The organism is Tenacibaculum aiptasiae (assembly GCF_965221665.1).
Taxonomy (GTDB): Bacteria; Bacteroidota; Bacteroidia; order Flavobacteriales; family Flavobacteriaceae; genus Polaribacter; species Polaribacter aiptasiae.
In genome coordinates this window covers 1,782,987-1,805,744 of record NZ_CBDCSN010000002.1, presented here as the reverse complement: position 1 = coordinate 1,805,744, position 22,758 = coordinate 1,782,987, and the positions used below count along the sequence as shown (strand labels likewise).

Genomic DNA, 22,758 nt, shown 5'->3' with positions numbered 1-22,758 from the left:
AATTTAAGTTTTGACCTTTTTTATTTTGCAACTAACAAAATTCTATTTAGCTGTATTTTGTTTTTTGCTTTCTAATAATTTTTCAACTAAAGTTTCTAATCTCTTAATATTCTTAGCCTGCTCTTTTAATTGTTTCTCTTGCTGAATTGTATATAAAGTTAACTCTTCAATTTTTTGTAATAATTTAGAGTCCATTTCACCTAAATAGAATCCGTTTTTTAGTACTTCAGCTTCACTTGGAATATCTTTTAAATGCCCTTTTTCTTTAATATAATCTTCCACTTCTTTTAAAGTAGGTAATTTATACTCATTTTCAAATACAAAATCTGACCAACCAGTAGCTTCTACTTTAATCTCTCTTGCTCCTATTGAACCTTCAACAGCTAACCTATGCTTTCCAGTCTCTATTGTTCCTATTCCAACCTTACCATCTGGTTTAACTAAAAGATCAACATTACCAGTACCTCCTGTTCTTATGGCAATCGAACCATTTTCTTTAATATTATCTATATATGAAAAACCATCTCTTGAAAATTGTAATATATTTGAAGTAAGCCTCGAAGTAAAACTAGATCCTTTTACTGTAAAAACTGTTGCTTTAACACCTCCAATTACTTCTAATTTTTCAGCAGGAGTAGTTGTACCAATTCCTACTTTTCCGTCTTCTGTTATCCTCACTCTACTTGTTTGATTTGTATTTGCTACTTCATCAGCAACAACATTTCCAGATTTTCCAAAAAAATCTATCAAGCCATTGTGTCCAATTTTAACTCCTGAAAAGCCATTACCTGATGTAACTCCAACTCTACCTACAGAATTATCTGTGCCATCTTGATATCTAGTATAAACATTTTTACCTAAAATTAAACCTCCATCTGACCTAGTAGAACCTATTGAAGAATACCCTTTACCTCCTCCTAACATTATAAGACCATTCGTTGTAGATGAACCTATTTGTAAATTAGCTTCAGGATTTCCTGTTCCTATTCCAACTTTATCACTAGTATATACACTATTCGTATTTTTACTCCACACATTATTTGCCTCCCCTAACAAACCTTCGTAAGGTCTAACCGCTTCTGGATGTAAATAAAACAATTCTGACACTCCTAAATTTCCATCTGGCCCTGTTCCTTCATAAAAGGTAAAACGTAATTCTGTGTACGAACCACTAGGCACCTTAACTAAAAATTGACCTCCTCCTGTATAATCTTGTGTTGAATAATCTGCTATTGTTCTCCATTCACTTTGAACATGAACATTATATCCTTCAATTTTAAATCGTTTTGCTCCCCAGTATCGAGTAGACCAACCTACCCAAGCTCCTTGTTGACTATGCCAATTTACTAAACCTTTTATTAAAACAACTGTAGGTTCAGCTAATGTAGGCGGTGTAGACGTATATGAAGGAATAAACTTACCGTCAAATAAATAATCCAAACTTAATGCAGCACTACCTGTTTGTGTTACTTGGAACCTAGATCTAGTAGTTGCATTAAAAAGCATATTATGCTCCATTCCTACTGGATTTTCATTACTTGTAAAAGTAATTTGTGAAAATGTTACTTCAGAAAGCAACAAAACAAAAGCTATAAAAACTATTTTCTTCATATTATTTTAATTTTTGCTTAATTAATTCTATCTCTTTTGCCAACCTTAATAATTCTTTATTTTGTTTTTTAAGTTGAGCTATTTCTTCTTTTTGATTTTTCAATTCTTTTTCTTGCTGAATTGTATAAAGAGTTAATTCTTCTATTTTTTGCAATAATTTAGAGTCCATTTCTCCCAAATAGAACCCATTCTTTTTTACTTCAGCTTCACTTGGAATATCTTTTAAATGCCCCTTTTCTTTAATATGATTTTCCACTTCTTTTAAGGTTGGTAATTCGTATTCTTTTTCAAATACAAAATCTGCCCAATTCGCATAAGTAGCTACTTTTACTTCTGTAGCTGCAATTTTACCATTCACACCCAACTTAAACCCTTTTGTATCTGTTGTTCCAATTCCTACTTTACCATTAGTTCCTAAGTGTAAAACATGCGTAAACTCACCTAAAGAACGCGGAGTAGCATCTGTTCCCCATTGACGACCATAAAAATTTAAATCACTTATGCCACCTGAACTTGTTGTTAAAATCATTCCTGAAGCATTTGAAGCTCCAGCCCAAGCAGGTTTAAACTTACTAACATCACTTGATTCAATACTTGCGTTAAAACCTATAACCGCAGCATTATTTATGGTTTCTCGTTCATTTATTTCAATATAATCACCTATTCTTAACCCTCTATCAGCACCTACATTTGTACCAATATCCAACCTTGATCTTGGCGTTGTTGTTCCTATACCAACTTTCCCTCCATTAAAAAAAGACGAACCATTTGTTTTAAATTGAAATTTTGTTGTAGTATCATCAAATCCTTTAATCTCAGCTCCTGTATTAGAAGCCCCTCCATTTATTTCAACTCTATCTTGATTCAAACCATAATAACCTACTTTAAGTAAACCTGCATCACCTACCTCAGAGAAGTCTAACAAACCACCTCCTCTATACTCATTCAAACGTAAAATACTTGATTCATTATCATTCTTAGGAGTTACCAAAAGACTACCATCATTTATATGTAATTTTTCAGAGGGAATATTAGTACCAATCCCCACATAACCATCATTTAACCCTATATTAAACAAACTACTATTTGTTATTTTTGCTCCTGTTTTTTTACCTACATAAAACCTGTTCCCATTAACAAAAGCTACTGCATCTGAAGAAGAATCTGATGAATCTTGAAACTCAATACTTGGCACAAATTCTTTAATAGTTATAGAAGAATTTCCAGTTACATCTAGTTGATTTTGTGGATTTATATGTACACTTCTTAATCCACTATGATGAACTTCTAATTTAGATTGTGGTGCAACCGTTCCAATTCCAATATTTCCTCCATAAGGGTTTAACGCAATATCCCAATTAGCTGTATTACCTGAATTAGTAACTTGAATCCCCATTCCATTACCATTATTCACCTGAGCAAATTGCATATTGGTTGAATTTGTTGCATGAGGTTTTAATGTTAATATTGAATTTTCACTCATATTAACTTTTGAATCTCCTTGTCCTGTAATATTGTTTGCTACATGTAACTTAGCTTTTGGTGATGGTACTCCTATCCCTACTTTTCCTGCTAAATAATTTTTTGCTGCGGCTGTGGCTGCATACAAATCATATCTATTTATTACGTTAGATTGATTATAACCATTAGTCGAAATATGAACTCCATAAGCATTTTCAATAGTAGTTCCATTTGTATTATCTAAAACCTCTGCATTAACTGCTATGGCTCTTTTTATTGTTGCTCCTGGTGCAGCTACATAAACCCCTGCTCTAGCCCAAATTCCGTAATTACTATTTAATGTTCCAGCAAAAGTATTTGATGTTGAAAAAGAAGTTGCATCTACACCAATTTTATACCCCGAATCTGTAATTCCTGAAGGAATTGAAAAACTACTCATTTTAGAATATATACCTTTATCGTAACTTGTTACATTAGTATTGGTTTGAGTATTTCTAAACACCGTTATTCCATTTTTAGAAACTTCACCTAAATTAGTTTCATAATTCACTTGAAGTTTAGCATCTGGGGTAGAAGTTCCTATTCCAACTTTATCTCCCACTTGTTTAATTACATCTTGCGCAGTACTATTAATTGCAATGCAAAGCATAGCAATTGTAAAAATTGTCTTTCTCATAAGAATTTATGATTTATTTAATAAGTATTTTTGATTGAGATTATAGCAATTTATTTTCTCAGTTTTTTCAATTTATTGTAATACAAAAGTAAAAAATATAGGCTTAGTTTTACTAAACCTATTCTTTTTCAGTCATTTTTTTTACGTAATCTGTTACAATTACTATTTGAGTAGCCCCAACTTTACCTTCAATATATTTAGCATTTTCACGATCTAAAGAAATTCTACGTACTGCCGTTCCTTGTTTTGCAACCATACTAGATCCTTTCACTTTTAAGTCCTTAATTAAAACTACAGAATCTCCAGCTTGTAAAATAGCACCATTAGCATCTCTATGAATTATCTTTTCACTTTCATCTAAATGATCACCGCTTTCTTTAGCAAAACGTAAATCATCATCTTCTAAATACAACATATCTAATAAATCCTGTGGCCATCCTTCATTACGAAGTCTAGATAGCATTCGCCAAGCAACAATTTTTACTGCTCTAAATTCACTCCACATAGAATCATTTAAACAACGCCAATGATTTGCATCTGTTTTTTCAACATCATTTATTTGTTCAATACAAGTGGAACATGCTAACAAACTTCCATCTACACCACCAGTAGATACTGGAGGCACTTCATAAATTGATAAATTATCTTTTGCTGCACATAATTCGCATTGTTTTCCGCTTCTTTCTTCTAACTCCTGTAATAAACTCATTTTATACTCTAAATTAAGGTGTGTAAAAGTACATTTTTATTTTATCTTTATCAGATGTATTTAGAAAGTAAAAGACTTATTATTCGTGAAGCTAAAGTAAGCGATGCCCCTTTTTATTTTGAGCTTTTTAATGATCCTGACTGGATTCAATTTATTAGCGATAAAAATTTAAAAACAGTTGAAGAAACTGAAACCTATTTGAAAGACATTCTCTTTAAGAATTCAAAATTAGATGGTTTAGGTTTCTTTACCGTAATTTTAAAAGATACTAATGAACCAATTGGTACCTCTACAGCTTTACAGCGAGAAAAATTAAAATTTATTGATATTGGTTATGCCTTTTTACCTAAAACCAGAGGAAAAGGATACGCTACAGAAGCAACTCAACTATTTATGGAGTATGTTAAAAATAAATTTCAACAAGAAAAAGTATATGCATTTACAATGCCTAAAAACGAAGCTTCCCAAAAGCTATTAAAAAGATTAGGCTTTAAATACGTTGGATTAAAAAAAATATTTGATAACAGTGAGGACAAGGTTTATGAATACATTTTTTAAAAATACACTATTTTTTAACTACTAGTTTTTTTTATTTCTTTAAAAAAATACTCATATTTGCCAAAGATTTTTCCCCCATAAGAAGATAACCTTTATAAAACCTTACTTATATGAAAATCAATTTATCAAGAGAAAGATCTACTCGTTCTAGTAAAAAGAAATTAAAAAAATTTCTTGTTTTACCCTTATTCCATAGTGGTTCTATGTTTTGGCTAGAGAGAGTAGTTATCAAGAAAAACTTCAACGGTATCTCTTATCAAATAACCGATGTACAAAGATTAAAAAACATTTAATCTTAGAAATTCAAAAATTCCCCTTTTTTTGTCTTATTAAAAAGTCCCCTTTTTTATAAAAACTTCATTCCAGAAATTTTATTCTAAATACAAATCAATTAATCCTTCAGGGGTAGCAACTTCAACAATTTTATTTTCTTTATCTACCTTTTTGATAAACTCATCAATCATAGGAATAAAAATTTCATCACCATTATCACCTTCGATTTCAAACAAAGGTTGAGCAGAAGAATCGTTAATACTAACAATAGACCCCACCTCTCCGTGTGAAGCATCTATTACTTTAAAACCAATAACTTCGTGATAATAAAATTTATTTCCAGAAAGTTTTGGCAATAAATCTAATGGTAAATATATATCAGAACGCATAATAGCGTCTGCATCTTGCTCAGAATCTACGTCTTCAAATTTGACGCGAAACATAGTACTCTTACTTAAAGAAGATTTTTCAATAAAAAAAGGAACCAGATTATTGCCTAAATCGACAAAAACTGATTCCAAATTTCTATAAAGATCGGGTTCGTCTGTATCTAATTTGATTACAACTTCTCCCTTAAAACTATGTTTTTTAACGATTTTGCCAAGATAAAAGCAATCCTTTTTTTGCAGCATCGTCTATACAGTTTTATTCTTCGCTATCAGCACCACCTTCAGTAGCAGCATCTTCACTATCTACAACAGGAGCTTTAGCAGCAATACGAGCTTCGTTTACAGCTTTTTCAGCTTCTAACGCTTTAGCTTTAGCATCTGCTTGAGCTTTTGCTAAACCGTCAGCTTTTCCAGCTACTTTTCCAGCTTTTTCCTCTAACCAAGCGTTGAATTTAGCTTCAGCTTGCTCTTCAGTTAAAGCACCTTTACGTACTCCACCAGCTAAGTGATTCTTTAATAAAGCACCTTTATAAGATAAAATTGCTCTAGCAGTATCAGTTGGTTGAGCACCATTTTGTAACCACTTTACAGCACCATCAACATCTAAATCAATAGTTGCAGGGTTAGTGTTTGGATTGTAAGTTCCGATTTTTTCTAAGAAACGTCCGTCTCTTTTAGCTCTTGAATCAGCAGCTACTACCCAATAAAATGGTTTTCCTTTTTTACCGTGTCTTTGTAATCTAATTTTTACAGGCATAATTTTAATTTTTAAGGTACGCGACCTTGATTATTAATAAATCTTACCATCTCGTGATAAGTGGGCGCAAAAATATGACTTTTTTTTCATTAAAAAGAAAAAAACAAATATTATTACAACAAAAAAGAGCTTGAAAAACAAGCTCTTAAGAAAAAATAAGTTTCGGAGACATTTTTATAGCACTCTAACGCTAACAGCGTTTAATCCTTTTCTTCCTTCTTTAAGTTCAAACTCTACAGTATCACCTTCTCTAATCTCATCGATTAATCCTGATACATGTACAAAATGTTCTTTGTTTGATCCTGTTTCTGTAATAAACCCAAAGCCTTTAGATTCATTGAAGAACTTTACTGTTCCTTCTTTCATTGTAAAAAATATTATATTAAATACTAAAGATACCTTTATTAATTGATTATCAAACACTTTTTATTGTCTATTTTAAAAACTTAACACCTAGATAACATTAAAAATAAGCACCATGCAGTATTTCAACATTTTACCTTTTATTAAATTTCATCGTTAATAACTTCTAAAGATTACACCATAAATTCTTCGTATTTTTACACACTGTTTTTTACAAAGAACACTTCATTAAATTAAGCTGATAGATGTATTTAATTTTCGATACAGAAACTACTGGATTACCTAAGAGTTGGAATGCTCCAATAACTGATACCGATAACTGGCCTAGAGCCATACAAATCGCATGGCAATTACATGACGAATTGGGGAATGTAATAGAGCATAACGATTTCCTTATACAACCTGAAGGATTCAACATTCCTTATGATGCAGAGCGTATTCACGGTATTTCTACCGATTTAGCTCTTGAACAAGGAATTTCTTTAGACGAAGGTTTAAGATTATTTAATGAAGCATTAGGCAAAACAAAATTTGTTGTAGGTCAAAATGTTGGGTTCGATGTTAATATTATGGGGTGTGAGTTTCATCGTTTAGGCGTTGAAAATAACTTAACAGAACTGCCTGTTTTAGATACCTGTACAGAACACACAGCACAACTTTGTCAAATTCCTGGTGGACGTGGTGGTAAATTTAAATTACCAACACTTACCGAATTACACAATCATTTATTCGGAACTGGATTTGGTGAAGCCCACAACGCAACTGCCGATGTGGAAGCAACTACGCGTTGTTTCTTAGAATTAATACGTTTACGTCAGTATACAGAAGAACAATTAGATGTTCCTGCTGATTATTTCCAACGTTACTCGGAAGCTAATCCAATGCCAATTCAGGTTATTGGTTTAAAACACTTAAACCTTAAAAAGGAAAGTGAAAAAATACGTAAGCGTAAAGAAGCAGAAAGTGGTGAAGTAGCTACTGTTTCTACTTCTGAAGGTTTAGCAGCGCTTAAAGATGTACAATTTGCGCACTTACATAATCACACACAGTATTCGGTATTACAATCGACTATTCAGATTGGAAATATTGTAAAGGCTGCTGGAGAAGATAACATGTCTGCCGTAGCTATGACCGATACTGGTAATATGATGGCAGCTTTCCATTTTGTGCAAGCAGTATTTGGACATAACAAATCTGTAGAAGCAGCCAATCAAGAAGCTATTGAAAAAGGAGAAGAGCCTATACAAAAACCATTAAAACCTATTGTAGGTTGTGAGTTTTTTGTCTGTTCAGACCATACAAACAAAAGTCAAAAAGACAACGGATACCAAGTAGTTTTATTAGCTAAAAATAAAAAAGGATATCACAACATTGCAAAGATGTCTTCTATTGCCTTTGTTGATGGATTCTACTATGTACCTCGTATCGACAAAGAAGTTATCAAACAATACAAAGAAGATGTTATTGTTTTAACAGGTAACCTTTATGGTGAAGTACCTAGTAAAATATTAAATGTAGGAGAAACACAAGCTGAAGAAGCTTTACTATGGTGGAAAGAACAATTTGGCGATGACTTATATATTGAGTTAATGCGCCATGGACAAGAAGATGAAAAAGTAGTAAATAAAACGCTTTTAGAATTTTCTAAAAAGCACGATATAAAAGTAGTTGCTTCTAACAATACCTTTTATTTAGGTAAGGAAGACGCCAATGCACACGATATTTTATTATGTGTAAAAGATGGTGAAAAACAGGCAACTCCAAAAGGTAGAGGAAGAGGATATCGTTACGGATTACCAAACGACGAATACTACTTTAAGTCTACAGAAGAAATGAAAACTTTGTTTGCAGATCTTCCCGAAGCAATTATTAACATTCAAGAAATTGTAGATAAAGTAGAACCTTTTACCTTAGCCAGAGACGTATTATTACCTGCCTTTGATATTCCTGAAGAATTTACAGATGCTAAAGACAATGAAGATGGTGGAAAACGAGGTGAGAACAACTTTTTACGTCACTTAACTTACGAAGGAGCTAAAAAACGTTATGGTGAAATTACCGAACTCATTAGAGAACGTTTAGACTTTGAGTTAGAAGTAATTGAAAAAACAGGGTATCCTGGTTACTTCCTTATTGTAGAAGACTTTATTAGAGAAGCGAGAAATATAGGAGTTTCCGTAGGACCTGGTCGTGGTTCGGCAGCAGGATCGGTGGTAGCTTACTGTTTATGGATTACCAATATTGACCCTATTAAATACGACTTACTTTTTGAGCGTTTCTTAAACCCTGAGCGTGTATCCATGCCCGATATCGATATCGATTTTGATGATGAAGGAAGAAGCCGTGTAATGGATTATGTAATTGATAAGTACGGTGCCAATCAGGTAGCACAAATTATTACATATGGTACCATGGCTGCAAAGTCTTCTATACGTGATACTGCTCGTGTACTAGACTTACCATTATTTGAAGCCGATAGAATTGCCAAGTTAATCCCGGGAATGAAGCTTAAAAAAATCTTTTCTCTTGATGAAAAAGGATTGAAAGAGAAACTTCGTTCTGAGGAAATTGAAATGGTTAACGAATTAAAATCTATTGCCAATGGTAATGGATTAGAGGCTGAAACCATTAATAAAGCACGAATCTTAGAAGGTTCTGTTCGTAATACAGGAATTCATGCCTGTGGGGTAATTATTACACCAGACGATATTACCAAGTTCGTACCTGTATCGTTGGCTAAAGATTCCGACATGTACGTTACGCAATTTGACAACTCGGTTGTGGAAAGTGCGGGACTACTAAAAATGGATTTCTTGGGGTTAAAAACATTAACCCTTATTAAGGATACCGTAAAAATTGTAAAAGCACGTCATGGTGTGGAACTCGATCCAGAGAATTTCCCTATTGATGACGAAGAAACATATGCATTATTCCAACGAGGAGAAACAGTAGGTATATTCCAATACGAATCTCCTGGGATGCAAAAATACATGCGAGAACTAAAACCAACAGTTTTTGCAGATTTAATTGCCATGAATGCCCTGTATCGTCCAGGACCGTTAGAGTATATTCCTTCGTTTATTCGAAGAAAACATGGTGATGAAGAAATTACTTACGATTTACCAGCACTAGAAGAATACTTAGCTGAAACCTATGGTATTACTGTATATCAGGAGCAAGTAATGCTACTTTCTCAGAAGTTAGCAGACTTCACCAAAGGTGAGGCCGATGTACTTCGTAAGGCAATGGGTAAAAAGCAAATTGCGGTACTAGCGAAAATGAAGCCTAAGTTTGTGAAACAAGCAATGGCGAATGGACATGACGAAAAGGCCTTAGAAAAGATTTGGAAAGACTGGGAAGCCTTTGCATCCTATGCCTTCAATAAGTCGCACTCTACTTGTTATGCTTGGATTGCTTATCAAACCGCCTACTTAAAAGCGCATTATCCTGCCGAATATATGGCTGCGGTATTATCGAACAACATGAACGATATTAAAACCGTATCTTTCTTTATGGAAGAATGTAAACGTATGGGACTTGAAGTATTAGGCCCAGACGTAAACGAATCCTTTTCTAAATTCTCTGTAAACAAAGAAGGAGCCGTTCGTTTTGGAATGGCAGCTATTAAAGGTGTGGGAGCATCTGCCGTAAAAGCTATTATTGATGAACGTACAGAAAACGGAAACTTTACTTCTGTATTCGATGTGGCGAAACGTGTAGATTTACGTGTAGCTAACAAAAAAGCTTTTGAAGGTTTAATTTTAGCAGGTGGATTTGATTCTTTTACCCAAACCCATAGAGCACAATATTTTGTAGAAGACGAAAAAAGCCAGAAGTTTATAGAAAAAGCCTTGCGTTTTGGTAATAAATATCAAGAGAATTTAAATTCATCACAGGTGTCTTTATTTGGTGAAGCTTCAGATGTAGATTTACCTGAACCTATTATCCCTGAATGTGATACTTGGGGAACCATGGAGTTATTAGCTCGTGAAAAAGAAGTAGTAGGAATGTATATTTCTGCACACCCACTTGATGACTTTAAAAACGAAATGAAATTTTGTAACGCTTCTCTTTCTCATTTTAAAGACATTGCCAGATATGAAGGTATGGGACTTTCTTTTGCAGGAATTGTAACCGATGTTCAGCATCGAGTTTCTAAAGCAGGTAAAGGATGGGCTGCTTTTACTATGGAAGATTATAATGATAGTTTCGAGTTTAGAATTTTTGGTGAAGATTATCTAAAATTCAAACACTTCTTAGTTCCGAATTCTTTCTTATATGTAAAATCAACTATTAAACCTGGTTGGGTAAACAAAGAAGGTGTAAAAGGTGACCCTAGAGTTGGCTTTAATGAATTCTTATTACTGCACGACATTATGGATAAAATGTGTAAAAAGGTGACTATTAAAATGCCTTTACATGAAGTAAAAGAAGAGAAAATTAAAGACCTACAGCATCTATTCGCCATCAACAGAGGTTCGCAAAGTTTGCACTTTACCATTTGGGATGCCGAAGAAAAAATTGAACTGAATTTACCTAGTAGAACCACGAAGATTAAAATTTCTAGTGAGTTCCTCAAAACACTAGACGAACAGCATATTAATTACAAGCTAAATTAAATGCTTCAAGAGTATCAAAACAGTATAGCCTTATTAACCAACGTGGTTGATAAGGCTTTATATATACAATTGGTACAGCAACTAAATAAAGATTTTGAACTCGTTAGTTTAGATATTGTTTTCAACACTCAAAGCAGTCCTGTTGAGCTAAAAAACAAACTTCAAGAAACTGTAAAAGACTTACTCTTGAATAATACCGATGGATATTACAACCTACTCTATCGTATTGATATTTCGGAAACCACTTTAAAAAGCATCAATACCTCAACTATTGAAGATTATACAGAAGCTGTTACTTTTTTAATTTTAAAAAGGATTTGGCAAAAGGTATATTATAAAAACAAGTTTTCTAGTTAAACTAACATTTTAAATTAATGTAACCATCAAACGTTAATTATCATTATTGATATCAAATTTCATACTTTCTACTTTAACACCAAGTATAAAACTTATTTTATCACAAATTTTATTACTGATTTTTGTTAGCTCATACACTATTTCATCTTCATATTTTTGAGTAATACCTGATGGGTTTACAATAAACATTTCGTGTTTATTTCCATCTATATCTTTACAATATACAACGGACATATATCTATACACTTTTGAATGTCCACCACCAGAACTAACACACTCTTTAATATTATCTATAATAATCGAATCAATATCACTAATCTTTAATTCTTTAGTTCTAAAATGATTTATTCTTATCGAAAAAAGATTCTTAGACCTATCATACTCTATAATATTCTTGGTTGGTTTAATATAAATACCAACAAGCTGAGTCGAAAAAATAAAAATGAGAAAGGCAAAAAAGACAAATAGAATTAAAGTTTCAATACCCGAATAATTATAAATTTCGAAATAAAAAATTACCGCAAACACAATAGATATTTTTATTATTGAAAGTATTGTATGAAAATATTCTAACCTCCCTCTTTGATAGGAAAGTGAAAATGTTGAAAAATTATTTTTCCATAAAAAATTACCAATTCTCTCAGTCATTATTATAACTACACTTTGTTACATTGCTTTATTTTCTTTTTCAGTTTTTCGTAAGAATATTTACGCTTCTTTTTTCTATCAGACCTGCCTTTTATAAAACCATAAACTTCATTTGATTCAGGAAAATACTCCAAATAATTTTCAGAACATCCGTCAATATGATAATCATCTTTTCCTTCATTTGGTAAATTATACGACGACTCTACTGTTTTATGCAATGAAAATATATAATACTCCCCTTTTTTAAATCCCGAAACATTTAATTTAAAATCGTTACCATTACTTCCAAAAACCTCAACAATTTTCCGTTTCTCTTTTCCTTTAATTACTTCAATTATTTCCACTGTTATTGATTCATAAAAGTCTTGATTTTTTTCAAAAAGATAATCTTCAAACTCTACCTTATCTTTCTGATTAATAACTTTCTTATCTTCAAAATGATAATACTTATCAAGCACTCTTACTTTTACAATAAGCTCGGAATATTTGGAAGCTTTTATAAAATTCCCTCCCCAATTACAGTCACTAGCATAACTAAAACTTGAGAAAAGTATAAGAAGACTTACAAATATCTTTTTCATTACCAGATTCACGCTACTTATTCAACTCTTTCAATGCTCTTCCTGCTGCCGATTTCCCATTAACCATTGCTGTTTTCGTTAATTCAATCAGCTTGTTTCTTGCTGGCTTGTATTTATGAAACCCTATTGTAGCTATTGCTTTTTCTTGAATGTACATATCTTCATCTTCCAAAAAAGGATAAATATAAGACTCAATTTCATCTGCATTTACCAGTGTCATTGCAGAATATACTAGTTGTTGCCTTAGATCTTCTTTGTTTTCAGAAACCTCTTCCAATTCAGTTAAAATCTCTGCAATAAGCTCTCTTCTATTCTCTAAGTCAATATTATTCCCTCTTTTCGGATAATCAAAAACCTCAATATCCAATTCATCAAAATCATAAGCATCAGGGTTTTGATAAATGGCATTTATCAAATTGGTAATATTCTTAAATCTAGGTGCAAGATTCATTTCTTCATTAGCTAAGTAACAAACCATTCCTTTTAGTTTGCCACCAACATACAAACACCAATAGTTCGAATTATTATCGGTCATTATAGGAATCAGGTTATTATAAACCTCGTATTCCTCAAAGTATTCAAGCATACTTTCAAAATCGTTTTCTTCAATTAATTCAAATCCATCTCTAGAATTATAATCCTGAAGTTTCCTTACATCATCTTTTTCAATTTCGTACTTTGATAAATATTCCATAGTTCTAATCAATCAGTATTATTACTAACTTTTTATTTGATTTACTAACACCTCTTTTTTATTAACAAAGCTGCACTCTATTTCTATTGAATCGAGAAAATTTTTAAGTGATTCTAATAATTTAGCATCAGCAGATTCAACGATAACCTTTCTATTGTCATAGTCATAACCTTCTACATTCCTAAGTTCAAACTCCATTTCGTTCTTACGAGTTAACTTGATAAACTTTACTATATCAGATTCGTTTAAATAATTCCTCCTATATACTCCTTCTTTTATTTTTTCTAAGCTAGGCTTGCTTTCAGGTTCAGGAATCTCATCCAAGTATTTAGAATAATCTCCTGTAATAAACTCAATTCCCCAAGTAGCATAATATTCTTTAGTATGCTTGTTATACACAATTGGTCCAGATCCAAAAACGCCTCCTCTTTCATCATCTGCTTCATAATCTTTATGCTTGTGAGTAATAAAAATATACTTACTCGTATCTAAAACCTTATCTATTTCACGTGGGGTTGTATAATTTTCTTTTAAAAGATCTAAAACCTTTTCTTTATCAATATCAATCTTCATTTAATTTTAATTGTATACAAGGTTATAACTAACCTCCATTCCACAGAATGATGGTTGTAGTCTTTGTTATCTATTCTTTTTTAATCTAAACTTTTTCCCTTCTTTATAACCAATTGGATGATTAGGACTTTTAATCCCAAACGGTCCTGTTCCTCCCGATTGATAATAATACTCTTCCTTATCATCTGAGTAACGTCCCGCGCATAGAAGTTTAAATGTTGTTATTTTCCTATCTGATTTATGCACCGCAATATCTATCCAAACAGGAACTTTCCCTTTTCTATAAAGTAAGTCTCTAACCTCTTTATATGTTAATCCAGTTTCAACTCTTTCATTATCCTCTGGATAAATATCAAATTGAGTCAATGCAGGATCATCATTAGACATATTTAAATAAACATCATATCTAAATTCTGGGATTAACTTGTTCTTTAAGAACTCTTGAGCAAACTTAAAAGAAATAAAACTTGCTCCATTAATTAATGTTGAAAATTCTTCTTTTGTCATTTAATAAAAACTTAATTGCTTCATACAATCATCTATTTCAAATTAAAACACTACTTCACAATATCTAAACTATTAATGTTCCATCTTTATGTTGAAACAAAATATAGTCTTCTATCTGTCCTTTTTTATAGGCATTTCGTTTTCTCCCTACTTTTCGTGGTAATCGTTTGTCATTTTTAACAAAATTAATTTTAAAAACCTCGCCTTTATTACTCACTTCCATTTCAAAAGAGTTATGATTAATTGTATAATCTATAATTTTACCACCAGAAATATACTCAGTTAAGAAGTTCCAAGTTTTATCATCTCCATAGTTTGAAATCCATGGTTTTGTTTTATTGTATAAATCAGGGCTGCACTCTACTACTTTGTTGTTTATTATTACATATTCTCCAGCATTCCATACAGCATAAGTCAAGTATTGATCATTACTAAGTAGCAATCCAAAAAAGCCAGCTCCTCCCATTCCATATGTTCCAAGGTGCGTACTAAAATCTATAATCTCTAAATCAATAATACTTTCTTTCTCTGTTTGTTTGAGTAATTTAGGTCTATTGAATATTAATTGTTCATCCTTTTTAATTTCTCCATACAACATATAAGCTTCCTCATCTCCTTCTGGCAATCCAATCTCAGTATATTCTAGCCAACCTGATTTTTTCCATTTAGGTAAGTCTTTCTTTTTCACAACCATTGAATATTGTTCAATATCTCCAATTTTCAGGTTTAAATAATCGTGCTCTTTCATTCAATTTAATTATGTGTAAAATCTGTTACAGATTACATTTATTCTTTTTCTATTTTCAGTTTAACTATAGCTATCAAAACCTTATTTCCTTTTACACGATATAGTTTTCTTATATCTAACCATTTGGAATTCTCTTTTATAAGGATTGTTTTATCATTCAGCTCAAGCCACAACTCAAACTCCACATGACTTTTACTGGTTGATGTAACACTAACTAAATATTGGTTTAGTTTTTCTGTTTCTTTAATTTGAACACTATTATTTAAAGAGATTAAATGAATATTATTATCTGAAATTGAAGTGTTTTCTACGTCAGGAATGGTTATATACAGAACTTTACTTTCATCAACTTTTAAATGTGGAAACTCTTTGAAATCTGGATACCAACTTTTAAGTATAGCCTTTGGCTTTTTATTCAGTCTTATGGTGTCCTGCCCATAGGTAAAAGAAGACACTAGTAACAAAGAAATAATTACCACTAATAAATTAACTCGACTCATTTTTATCTTTTCTCGCAATTCTTTATACAAACAACTAAAGTGTTTATATAATTAAGTTTTAGTGGTAAATATAGCAATTTTAAGAAGCAAGGACATTAACTACTAATTAGAGACTAGCGGGTATAAAAGGTCAAACTTTTAATTAAATAATTATGAACTATGCATACTACATCATCAAACACCTTTTCATAAAACATCATTCCAAAACGAAAATGTTCTTTCCCCTATTTTTTTGGGGTACATTTCATAAACTTCTATGAGAACACTCTGAAATTCAAATGCTTGTTTTTTTAAACCTAATAAGTTTAATGATTTTAAAATTCTTGTAATTCGTAAATAATTGTGATTTCCGTTATTTATCCAATTTTTACTTTGTTCATCAAATTTTCTACCAATTTTTATTTTATCATTGTTCTCAATTTCAAAACCATAAAAGTTCAACATTAAGCAAAATGATTTATATAAATTCTTTTTTGCTTTTTCTGAAGATTTAAATTCTTCTGCTATTTGCTTAGATACAACTGGTGCATTAGGGTTAAACTTACTTATCTCATTAGTTGGAAATAACCATTGAATGAAATCATGTTTATATTCTAGTTCATTATAATCATAACTCCATATTTCAATCAACGTCCTTCCTACATTATCTTTACCATCTATAGTATAAAAATTTAAAATACTCATATTTAAGAACTCAATCCGATTGCATATTTTAATATTTTATAAATGTCTTTTTTTACTATATCAGCTTTAGCTTCTTCTTTTTTTCTAAATATTATAATTGTAACCTCTTTGTTCTGTTTCTTCATTAAAAATTGTGAGAAACCCAAAACAATAGCAAAAAGAGAAATTTTATTATTCACTCCTCCATGACCAGCTCCTAATAAAGGTGTTTTTATTTTACTTATTCTTTTATCTAGAGCAAGTAAATGAATATTATTTATCGCTTGCATCAAAAAAGAAATATTAGAATGTAATCCAATACCCTTCCTTTTTCTTGTAACTGAAGAAATGATAATATTATATTTAGAGTTCAATGGTTTTTTAAAAAAAAGACAAGTTCCAATTCCGTAAGATTTCTGAAATTTACCCTCTTCTTTTTCAACATCTTTGCCTTCCATTTTTTGTAATTCAACTTGAATTAATTCTTCAAATTTATCTTCCTGGTTTGGAAAATGCTTTTGAATAAAAGAACCCAATGCGCTTTTTTTATCCCTTATACATTCATCATCAAAAAATTCGTTAGCAGGAAGAACAATCGCAGTATCATCATATTCACAATCGCATTCTTCAATCCTTCCGTATTTCAAATTGATTTTTGATTTATCAAATATCACTGAATAAAGTCCCTTTTTTACTTTTTCTATTCTTGCTTTTTCTGAAGGTTTGATAAAAATATTCTCCTGAATTACTGTAAAAACTACCGAAAGAAAAATCAGCATACCTCCAAATACTATCAAAACATATTGTGGCTTTTCACTTATTTTAAATTCAAATTCTGAAAAATTTATTTCCCCAAAAAAAGAAACTAAAATCAAGATTACACCTAAGATCAATAGTATAACATTATACTTTTGAGTTATTAATTCTTTAATTATTTCCATAATTATTTTTCTTCTCCCAATAAATTCATTTTTTTTTAGAAAAACTTACATGGCTTATCCGTTTTCCCTCAAAGAAAATTAATGGTTATACTTATATATTTTAATTCATAAAAACTCGCCCATAAAAATAACAAGCCTCAAAAAGAAAAAATTACGAAAACCCGTAAACAAAGTATGGATTTTCCCTACTTATTAATTTCTTCTCTTTATCCACAACCCAAAAACATCAATTTTTCATTTTTTTCTTTCAGCGAAGCTCGCTGATGGCTTCGCACAATTTCAGGAGCATCAGCGAAGTTCGGGGAAGCTTTTGCAGAGTTTCAGAACCATCAGCGAAGCTCGCTGATAGTTTCGCACAATTTCAAGAGCGTCAGCGAAGCTCGCTGATGGTTTCGCAAGCTTTTTATTGGATCAGCGAAGTCCGCTGACACTTTCGTTGAATTTTTATTCATCTTATTGAAAATCAATCTTTTATTTATCAAATATTTGACTTTTCTTTGCCCTAGCTATGACAACATTTATTGCTAGCACTCTCCACTCCCTATTTATTGAATTTAAAAATTTGTTATTATGACGACAGCTTATCTTACGCGCTATCGAAATGGAGAATATCTGCAATACATGAAAGACGTTCTCGTATTAGTAAACCTTCAAGATGTTGCTCTTTTAGAGTTAACCGAGCAACGAGATGCACTAACCTCTTTAACCAATCAAATAGACGAAGCTTTCCTACAAAGTTTAGGCAGTGCTTTAACCCAAGAAATTATTTTGCTCGACGAACGTAGAGACAAAGCCTTTATAGGTATTAAAACCTTACTTAGTGGTTATACCTATCATTATGACACCACACAACAAGACCACGCTAAAAATATTCTACTTAATATTGATATTTACGGTAAAGACATTACCCGAAAAAGCTATCAGGAAGAAACCGCTATTATTAATAGTTTAATCAACGATTTAGAAACCAAACCCGAGTTAATTGCCGCTATCAACGCAATAAACATTTCCGATTGGGTAAACGAGTTAAAAACCTCTAATCAAGCCTTTGGTTCTAAATACATTGAACGTGTAGGAGAAACTGCCGCCAATCCCATTACCAATATTACCGAGCTAAGAGCCACTACAAGTACTGCATACAGAACTTTAATTAGCCATATTCAAGCACACGATGTATTGGGTAACAATCCAAGTTATGCAACTCTTTTAGAAGAAATAGATGTTTTAACCAAACAATACAATTTGGTTTTAGATAATAGGAGCAATAGTTCCCCTAACGGTGCCACGCCTGCGACGGACGGTGAGAGTAATTCTCAGAACAATCAACCCCTATAAGAAGAATGCCCTTCTTAAACAATGATTGTTACGCCATTGCGTTTGGAATGTTTGTAGAGTAGCCTGCTCCACATTAAAAAGGTTCTTTATAAAATATTGCTTCGTAATGGCGTTGTCTATTTTACCTAGACTATTAACGTTTCAAAAAAGCAGTAATCTCTGCTACTACTTCTTCTAATTCCTTAGACAACTCAGTACTATTCCAAGGATGTCTTACATTAAACACATGATCTGCTCCTTTTATAACAACCAGTTCATTTTTTGAATTCCACTCGTTAAGCTCTTTTGCTTCGCTTATTGAAATAGAAGTATCATGATCTCCATGAATAATTAAATGTGGAATTTCTAATTTTTCTTCAGCTGCTTTTATATTTAATCGTGCCTCGTTTTCTTTAAAGTCTGTATAAAACTGATAGTAATGTGGCATTTGCTGTTTGGTTCTTCCATTAACAACATACTTTACTCCTGTTTCTTTCCACTCCTTTAAATTACCAACAGTAGCAGTACGCTTTCCAAAATCGCTAATACTCGCCAAAGTAATGAGTTTTTGAATTCGATTATCTTCTGAAGCTTTTATGATGGAAATACCTCCTCCTCTACTATGACCTATTAAATGAATATTGTTCGTATTGACATGAGTATTTCCTGAAAAATAAGCTTCTACCCAATCTAACACATCGTGTAAGTCATCCAACTCCTTGGTATAATTATTATTTCCGAAAGCTTCTAAATCAGGAAAATCAATAGGGTTTTCAACGGTTCCTCCATTATGAGAAAAGTTGAATTTGACAAAGCAATATCCCGATTTCGCTATCGATTCTGCCACCAAATCCCAAGCTCCCCAATCTTTAAAACCTTTGTAGCCATGGCAAAAAACTACCACAGGTTGCTGCCTCGTTTCTTTTGAAAAAAAGGCATCCATCAAAATTGGTTTCTTATTCGTTCTTTCTAAAACTATATTTTTTACAATTTCCATACAGTTCCAACAAACTAAGCGGTTAATTCTCTAAATAAGCTTTCTAGATTTTTGTTTTCGGTATTCAACCCTAGAATTTTTAATCCGTTTTCTTGGGCAAAATCAAATATTACTGGACGCATATCTTCAGTAGATTCAAAAGATAAAATCCAGTTATTTTCTGTCGTATTTTTAAATGAAGTAATATTAGGTAATCGCTTAATAAACTGTTCTTCCAATTTATAATCAAAGGTTACTCTAATTACTTGTTCATTGCTGGTTTTTAGTTCAGAAATTGGTTTATCAATTACCAATTCACCTTTGTTTATAATTACCACACGATCGCACATAGCCTCTACTTCCTGCATAATGTGTGTAGACAATAAAACCGTTTTGTCTTTTCCTAATTCTTTGATTAATTCGCGAATTTCTACCAACTGATTCGGATCCAATCCTGTAGTTGGCTCATCTAAAATCAACACTTCTGGATTGTGTAAAATAGCTGCTGCCAATCCAACTCTTTGTCGGTAACCTTTAGATAATTGCCCTATTTTTTTATGCGCTTCTACTCCCAAACCTACTTGCTCTATTACTTCCGCTACTTTGGTTTTAGCTACTTTATGTATAGACGCTTGAAACTGTAAATACTCGCGTACATACATGTCTAAATACAAGGGATTGTGCTCTGGAAGGTATCCTATTTTCTTTTGAGCTTCGATAGGGTTTTGAATCACATCAATATCACTTACCATTACTGTACCTTCTGTAGGTTGAATAAATCCTGTTAAGATTTTCATGGTAGTTGATTTCCCAGCCCCGTTAGGTCCTAAAAAACCAACAATATCTCCTTTTTTAGCTTCTAGGCTAATTCCGTTAACAGCTTTTTGTGTACCGTATGTTTTAGTTATAGATGTAAGTTGTATTGACATAAATTATTTTCTTACGTAAGAAACGAAACTATAATCGTATTTATTTTTATCGTCTGCTTTAAAATTTTCTCTCGAAACCTCTTCCCAAATCGTTGGATCTATTGTTGGAAAGAAAACATCGGCTTCAAACTCGTGGTGTACTAGGGTAATGTCTAGTTTATCTACCAAACCTTTTTCTATGGCTTGTTGGTAAATTTGTGCACCACCAATAATAAAGATATCAGAATCTTCTTTTGCCATGTCTAAAGCGTCTTCAATTGAATTGGCTATAAGACAACCGTCTTTAAAATAGTCGTTATTTCGGGTAATGATAACGGAAGTTCTATTTGGCAAAGGTTTCCCTATGCTTTCAAAAGTATTACGCCCCATTAAAATATGGTGTCCCGACGTTACTTTTTTAAAGCGCTTTAAGTCTGCTGGAAGATGCCATATTAAGTCATTATCTTTTCCTAAAGCATTGTTTTTTGCTATTGCAGCAATAATTGTAATCATAAATATAATTTAATGAGCCTTACATGCTCTTAGCCCATTCCTTAATATAACCGGTTAAATCTCTCTTGGTTGTAACAGCCTCGTCCGTTCTTACATTATCAATTAAAGTCTTTATTGCGACTAAAATTTCCTCATCATTAATTTCTGCTATTTTTTCGTACAGATCGTCCTTTAAAACATCAATATTTGTAGTCATTTTATTACTTTTTTGGTTCCTCTTACAAATTTACTAAAGAAACCTTTTAAAATAAAGTTAAATTACACGGCTACAACACCTTTAATATGAGGATGTGGATCGTATCCAACTAGCTCAAAATCGTCAAAAGTAAAATCTTCTATATTGGTAATTTCTGGATTAATTTTCATAGTTGGCAACGGTCTTGGATCGCGCGATAATTGCAACTCCAATTGCTCCATATGATTGTTATATATATGAGCATCGCCAAAGGTGTGAATAAACTCCCCTGCTTCATATCCGCATACTTGTGCCATCATCATGGTAAACAAAGCATACGAAGCTATGTTAAACGGCACTCCTAAAAAGATATCGGCACTTCGTTGATATAGTTGACACGATAACTTTCCGTCCGCTACATAAAACTGAAAAAATGCATGACACGGTGGTAATGCTGCCTTTCCGTTGGCTACATTTTCTGAAAACGATTTTGTTGTATCTGGTAATACCGAAGGATTCCATGCAGAAACTAACATTCTTCTACTATTCGGATTCTTTTTAAGCGTTTCAATTACCTCTTTTAACTGGTCAATTTCATCACTATTCCAATTACGCCATTGGTGTCCGTAAACTGGTCCTAAATCGCCATTTTCATCAGCCCATTCATTCCAAATACGTACGCCGTTTTCTTGCAAATACTTAACATTAGTATCTCCTTTTATAAACCAAAGTAGTTCGTAAATAATCGATTTTAAATGTAACTTCTTAGTTGTTACCATCGGAAAGCCTTCACTTAAATCAAAACGCATTTGGTATCCAAATACACTTTTGGTTCCTGTTCCAGTTCTATCGCCTTTCTCATTTCCGTTTTCTAAAACGTGCTTTACTAAGTCTAAGTATTGTTGCATTATTCTCCCTTTAATTTGGGTATAAAAATAAAAAAGCATCGATAAAAAATATCGATGCCTAAAAAATTGTTTTCAGGAAGTTATTAACTATGAACTTTTATTAAGCCCATACACACCTGTTTCCAAAACAGTAACCATAGTCGCAAAATTCAACTCCGTTAGGTAATCTTGAACAACACATATTGCTACCTTTACAATAGGTTCTTCCACCTCCGTTGATTTGAACTTGTTCTTTTTTCGACAATGCTTTAAAACCGTTTAGATTTTTTAAATTTTTCATAATTTATGATTTAAGATTTCGGGTGATATAAATATATCAAAAAAAGTGTTAAAAAA

26 protein-coding genes are annotated in these 22,758 nt (G+C 32.1%); 5 read left to right on the top strand and 21 right to left on the bottom strand.

Annotation, left to right across the window (positions count from 1 at the left end):
- Positions 1-42 precede the first annotated feature (42 nt).
- The 3 genes from ACOQN8_RS08665 to ACOQN8_RS08655 form a co-directional block, all read right to left on the bottom strand.
- Complete coding sequence (locus tag ACOQN8_RS08665; protein WP_420552377.1) at positions 43-1,611, bottom strand: hypothetical protein; 1,569 nt, start codon at positions 1,609-1,611, stop codon at positions 43-45.
- A 1-nt stretch (position 1,612) separates the two neighbouring features.
- Positions 1,613-3,748, bottom strand: coding sequence for a hypothetical protein (locus tag ACOQN8_RS08660; protein WP_420552376.1), 2,136 nt, complete (start codon positions 3,746-3,748; stop codon positions 1,613-1,615).
- A gap of 118 nt (positions 3,749-3,866) precedes the next feature.
- Positions 3,867-4,457 (bottom strand): PhnA domain-containing protein, encoded by a 591-nt coding sequence (locus ACOQN8_RS08655; RefSeq protein WP_420552375.1) that lies wholly within the window; start codon positions 4,455-4,457, stop codon positions 3,867-3,869.
- 54 nt (positions 4,458-4,511) lie between these two features.
- On the opposite strand from ACOQN8_RS08655, the gene ACOQN8_RS08650 reads away from it, so the two are divergent.
- Positions 4,512-5,015: a GNAT family N-acetyltransferase gene (locus ACOQN8_RS08650; protein WP_420552374.1), complete on the top strand. Its 504-nt coding sequence runs from the start codon at positions 4,512-4,514 to the stop codon at positions 5,013-5,015.
- Positions 5,016-5,125: 110 nt separating this feature from the next.
- Entirely contained in the window at positions 5,126-5,308 is a 183-nt protein-coding gene (locus ACOQN8_RS08645; protein ID WP_420552373.1) for a hypothetical protein, read from the top strand.
- 78 nt (positions 5,309-5,386) lie between these two features.
- Here the strand turns inward: ACOQN8_RS08645 and rimM are convergent, their stop codons facing one another.
- From rimM to ACOQN8_RS08630, 3 genes are all read right to left on the bottom strand, one after another.
- Entirely contained in the window at positions 5,387-5,917 is a 531-nt protein-coding gene (gene rimM / locus ACOQN8_RS08640; protein ID WP_420552813.1) for a ribosome maturation factor RimM, read from the bottom strand.
- Between the two features lie 16 nt (positions 5,918-5,933).
- Positions 5,934-6,434 (bottom strand): 30S ribosomal protein S16, encoded by a 501-nt coding sequence (locus ACOQN8_RS08635; protein WP_150901081.1) that lies wholly within the window; start codon positions 6,432-6,434, stop codon positions 5,934-5,936.
- 174 nt (positions 6,435-6,608) lie between these two features.
- Positions 6,609-6,800 (bottom strand): cold-shock protein, encoded by a 192-nt coding sequence (locus ACOQN8_RS08630; protein WP_150901082.1) that lies wholly within the window; start codon positions 6,798-6,800, stop codon positions 6,609-6,611.
- A gap of 242 nt (positions 6,801-7,042) precedes the next feature.
- On the opposite strand from ACOQN8_RS08630, the gene dnaE reads away from it, so the two are divergent.
- The gene (gene dnaE, locus ACOQN8_RS08625) at positions 7,043-11,416 is read left to right on the top strand and encodes a DNA polymerase III subunit alpha (RefSeq protein WP_420552372.1); all 4,374 of its coding nucleotides are present in this window, start codon (positions 7,043-7,045) and stop codon (positions 11,414-11,416) included.
- On the top strand, positions 11,417-11,773 hold the full coding sequence (locus ACOQN8_RS08620) for a hypothetical protein (RefSeq protein ID WP_420552371.1): 357 nt from the start codon (positions 11,417-11,419) through the stop codon (positions 11,771-11,773).
- 33 nt (positions 11,774-11,806) lie between these two features.
- Here the strand turns inward: ACOQN8_RS08620 and ACOQN8_RS08615 are convergent, their stop codons facing one another.
- From ACOQN8_RS08615 to ACOQN8_RS08575, 9 genes are all read right to left on the bottom strand, one after another.
- Entirely contained in the window at positions 11,807-12,421 is a 615-nt protein-coding gene (locus ACOQN8_RS08615) for a hypothetical protein (protein WP_420552370.1), read from the bottom strand.
- Positions 12,422-12,429: 8 nt separating this feature from the next.
- Complete coding sequence (locus ACOQN8_RS08610; RefSeq protein WP_420552369.1) at positions 12,430-13,002, bottom strand: hypothetical protein; 573 nt, start codon at positions 13,000-13,002, stop codon at positions 12,430-12,432.
- A 13-nt stretch (positions 13,003-13,015) separates the two neighbouring features.
- Positions 13,016-13,696, bottom strand: coding sequence for a hypothetical protein (locus ACOQN8_RS08605; protein ID WP_420552368.1), 681 nt, complete (start codon positions 13,694-13,696; stop codon positions 13,016-13,018).
- Positions 13,697-13,720: 24 nt separating this feature from the next.
- On the bottom strand, positions 13,721-14,269 hold the full coding sequence (locus ACOQN8_RS08600; RefSeq protein WP_420552367.1) for a hypothetical protein: 549 nt from the start codon (positions 14,267-14,269) through the stop codon (positions 13,721-13,723).
- Positions 14,270-14,335: 66 nt separating this feature from the next.
- Positions 14,336-14,776 (bottom strand): hypothetical protein, encoded by a 441-nt coding sequence (locus tag ACOQN8_RS08595; RefSeq protein WP_420552366.1) that lies wholly within the window; start codon positions 14,774-14,776, stop codon positions 14,336-14,338.
- Between the two features lie 64 nt (positions 14,777-14,840).
- Positions 14,841-15,524, bottom strand: a complete 684-nt coding sequence (locus ACOQN8_RS08590) for a hypothetical protein (RefSeq protein ID WP_420552365.1) — start codon at positions 15,522-15,524, stop codon at positions 14,841-14,843.
- Between the two features lie 38 nt (positions 15,525-15,562).
- Complete coding sequence (locus ACOQN8_RS08585; RefSeq protein WP_420552364.1) at positions 15,563-16,024, bottom strand: hypothetical protein; 462 nt, start codon at positions 16,022-16,024, stop codon at positions 15,563-15,565.
- A 186-nt stretch (positions 16,025-16,210) separates the two neighbouring features.
- Positions 16,211-16,708 carry an opioid growth factor receptor-related protein gene (locus tag ACOQN8_RS08580; protein WP_420552363.1) on the bottom strand — a complete coding sequence of 166 codons (498 nt, stop codon included), beginning with the start codon at positions 16,706-16,708 and terminating at the stop codon, positions 16,211-16,213.
- A 2-nt stretch (positions 16,709-16,710) separates the two neighbouring features.
- Positions 16,711-17,628 (bottom strand): macro domain-containing protein, encoded by a 918-nt coding sequence (locus ACOQN8_RS08575; RefSeq protein WP_420552362.1) that lies wholly within the window; start codon positions 17,626-17,628, stop codon positions 16,711-16,713.
- A gap of 621 nt (positions 17,629-18,249) precedes the next feature.
- On the opposite strand from ACOQN8_RS08575, the gene ACOQN8_RS08570 reads away from it, so the two are divergent.
- Positions 18,250-18,963 (top strand): DUF6261 family protein, encoded by a 714-nt coding sequence (locus tag ACOQN8_RS08570; RefSeq protein ID WP_420552361.1) that lies wholly within the window; start codon positions 18,250-18,252, stop codon positions 18,961-18,963.
- A 133-nt stretch (positions 18,964-19,096) separates the two neighbouring features.
- Here the strand turns inward: ACOQN8_RS08570 and ACOQN8_RS08565 are convergent, their stop codons facing one another.
- The 6 genes from ACOQN8_RS08565 to ACOQN8_RS08540 form a co-directional block, all read right to left on the bottom strand.
- Positions 19,097-19,939 (bottom strand): alpha/beta hydrolase family protein, encoded by an 843-nt coding sequence (locus ACOQN8_RS08565; protein WP_420552360.1) that lies wholly within the window; start codon positions 19,937-19,939, stop codon positions 19,097-19,099.
- Between the two features lie 14 nt (positions 19,940-19,953).
- Positions 19,954-20,847: a gliding motility-associated ABC transporter ATP-binding subunit GldA gene (gene gldA / locus ACOQN8_RS08560; RefSeq protein ID WP_420552359.1), complete on the bottom strand. Its 894-nt coding sequence runs from the start codon at positions 20,845-20,847 to the stop codon at positions 19,954-19,956.
- Positions 20,848-20,850: 3 nt separating this feature from the next.
- On the bottom strand, positions 20,851-21,339 hold the full coding sequence (locus tag ACOQN8_RS08555) for a dihydrofolate reductase (RefSeq protein WP_420552358.1): 489 nt from the start codon (positions 21,337-21,339) through the stop codon (positions 20,851-20,853).
- 19 nt (positions 21,340-21,358) lie between these two features.
- The gene (locus ACOQN8_RS08550) at positions 21,359-21,535 is read right to left on the bottom strand and encodes a hypothetical protein (RefSeq protein ID WP_175578758.1); all 177 of its coding nucleotides are present in this window, start codon (positions 21,533-21,535) and stop codon (positions 21,359-21,361) included.
- Between the two features lie 62 nt (positions 21,536-21,597).
- Positions 21,598-22,422 carry a thymidylate synthase gene (locus tag ACOQN8_RS08545; RefSeq protein WP_420552357.1) on the bottom strand — a complete coding sequence of 275 codons (825 nt, stop codon included), beginning with the start codon at positions 22,420-22,422 and terminating at the stop codon, positions 21,598-21,600.
- A 100-nt stretch (positions 22,423-22,522) separates the two neighbouring features.
- Positions 22,523-22,702: a hypothetical protein gene (locus ACOQN8_RS08540; RefSeq protein WP_299124101.1), complete on the bottom strand. Its 180-nt coding sequence runs from the start codon at positions 22,700-22,702 to the stop codon at positions 22,523-22,525.
- Positions 22,703-22,758 lie beyond the last annotated feature (56 nt).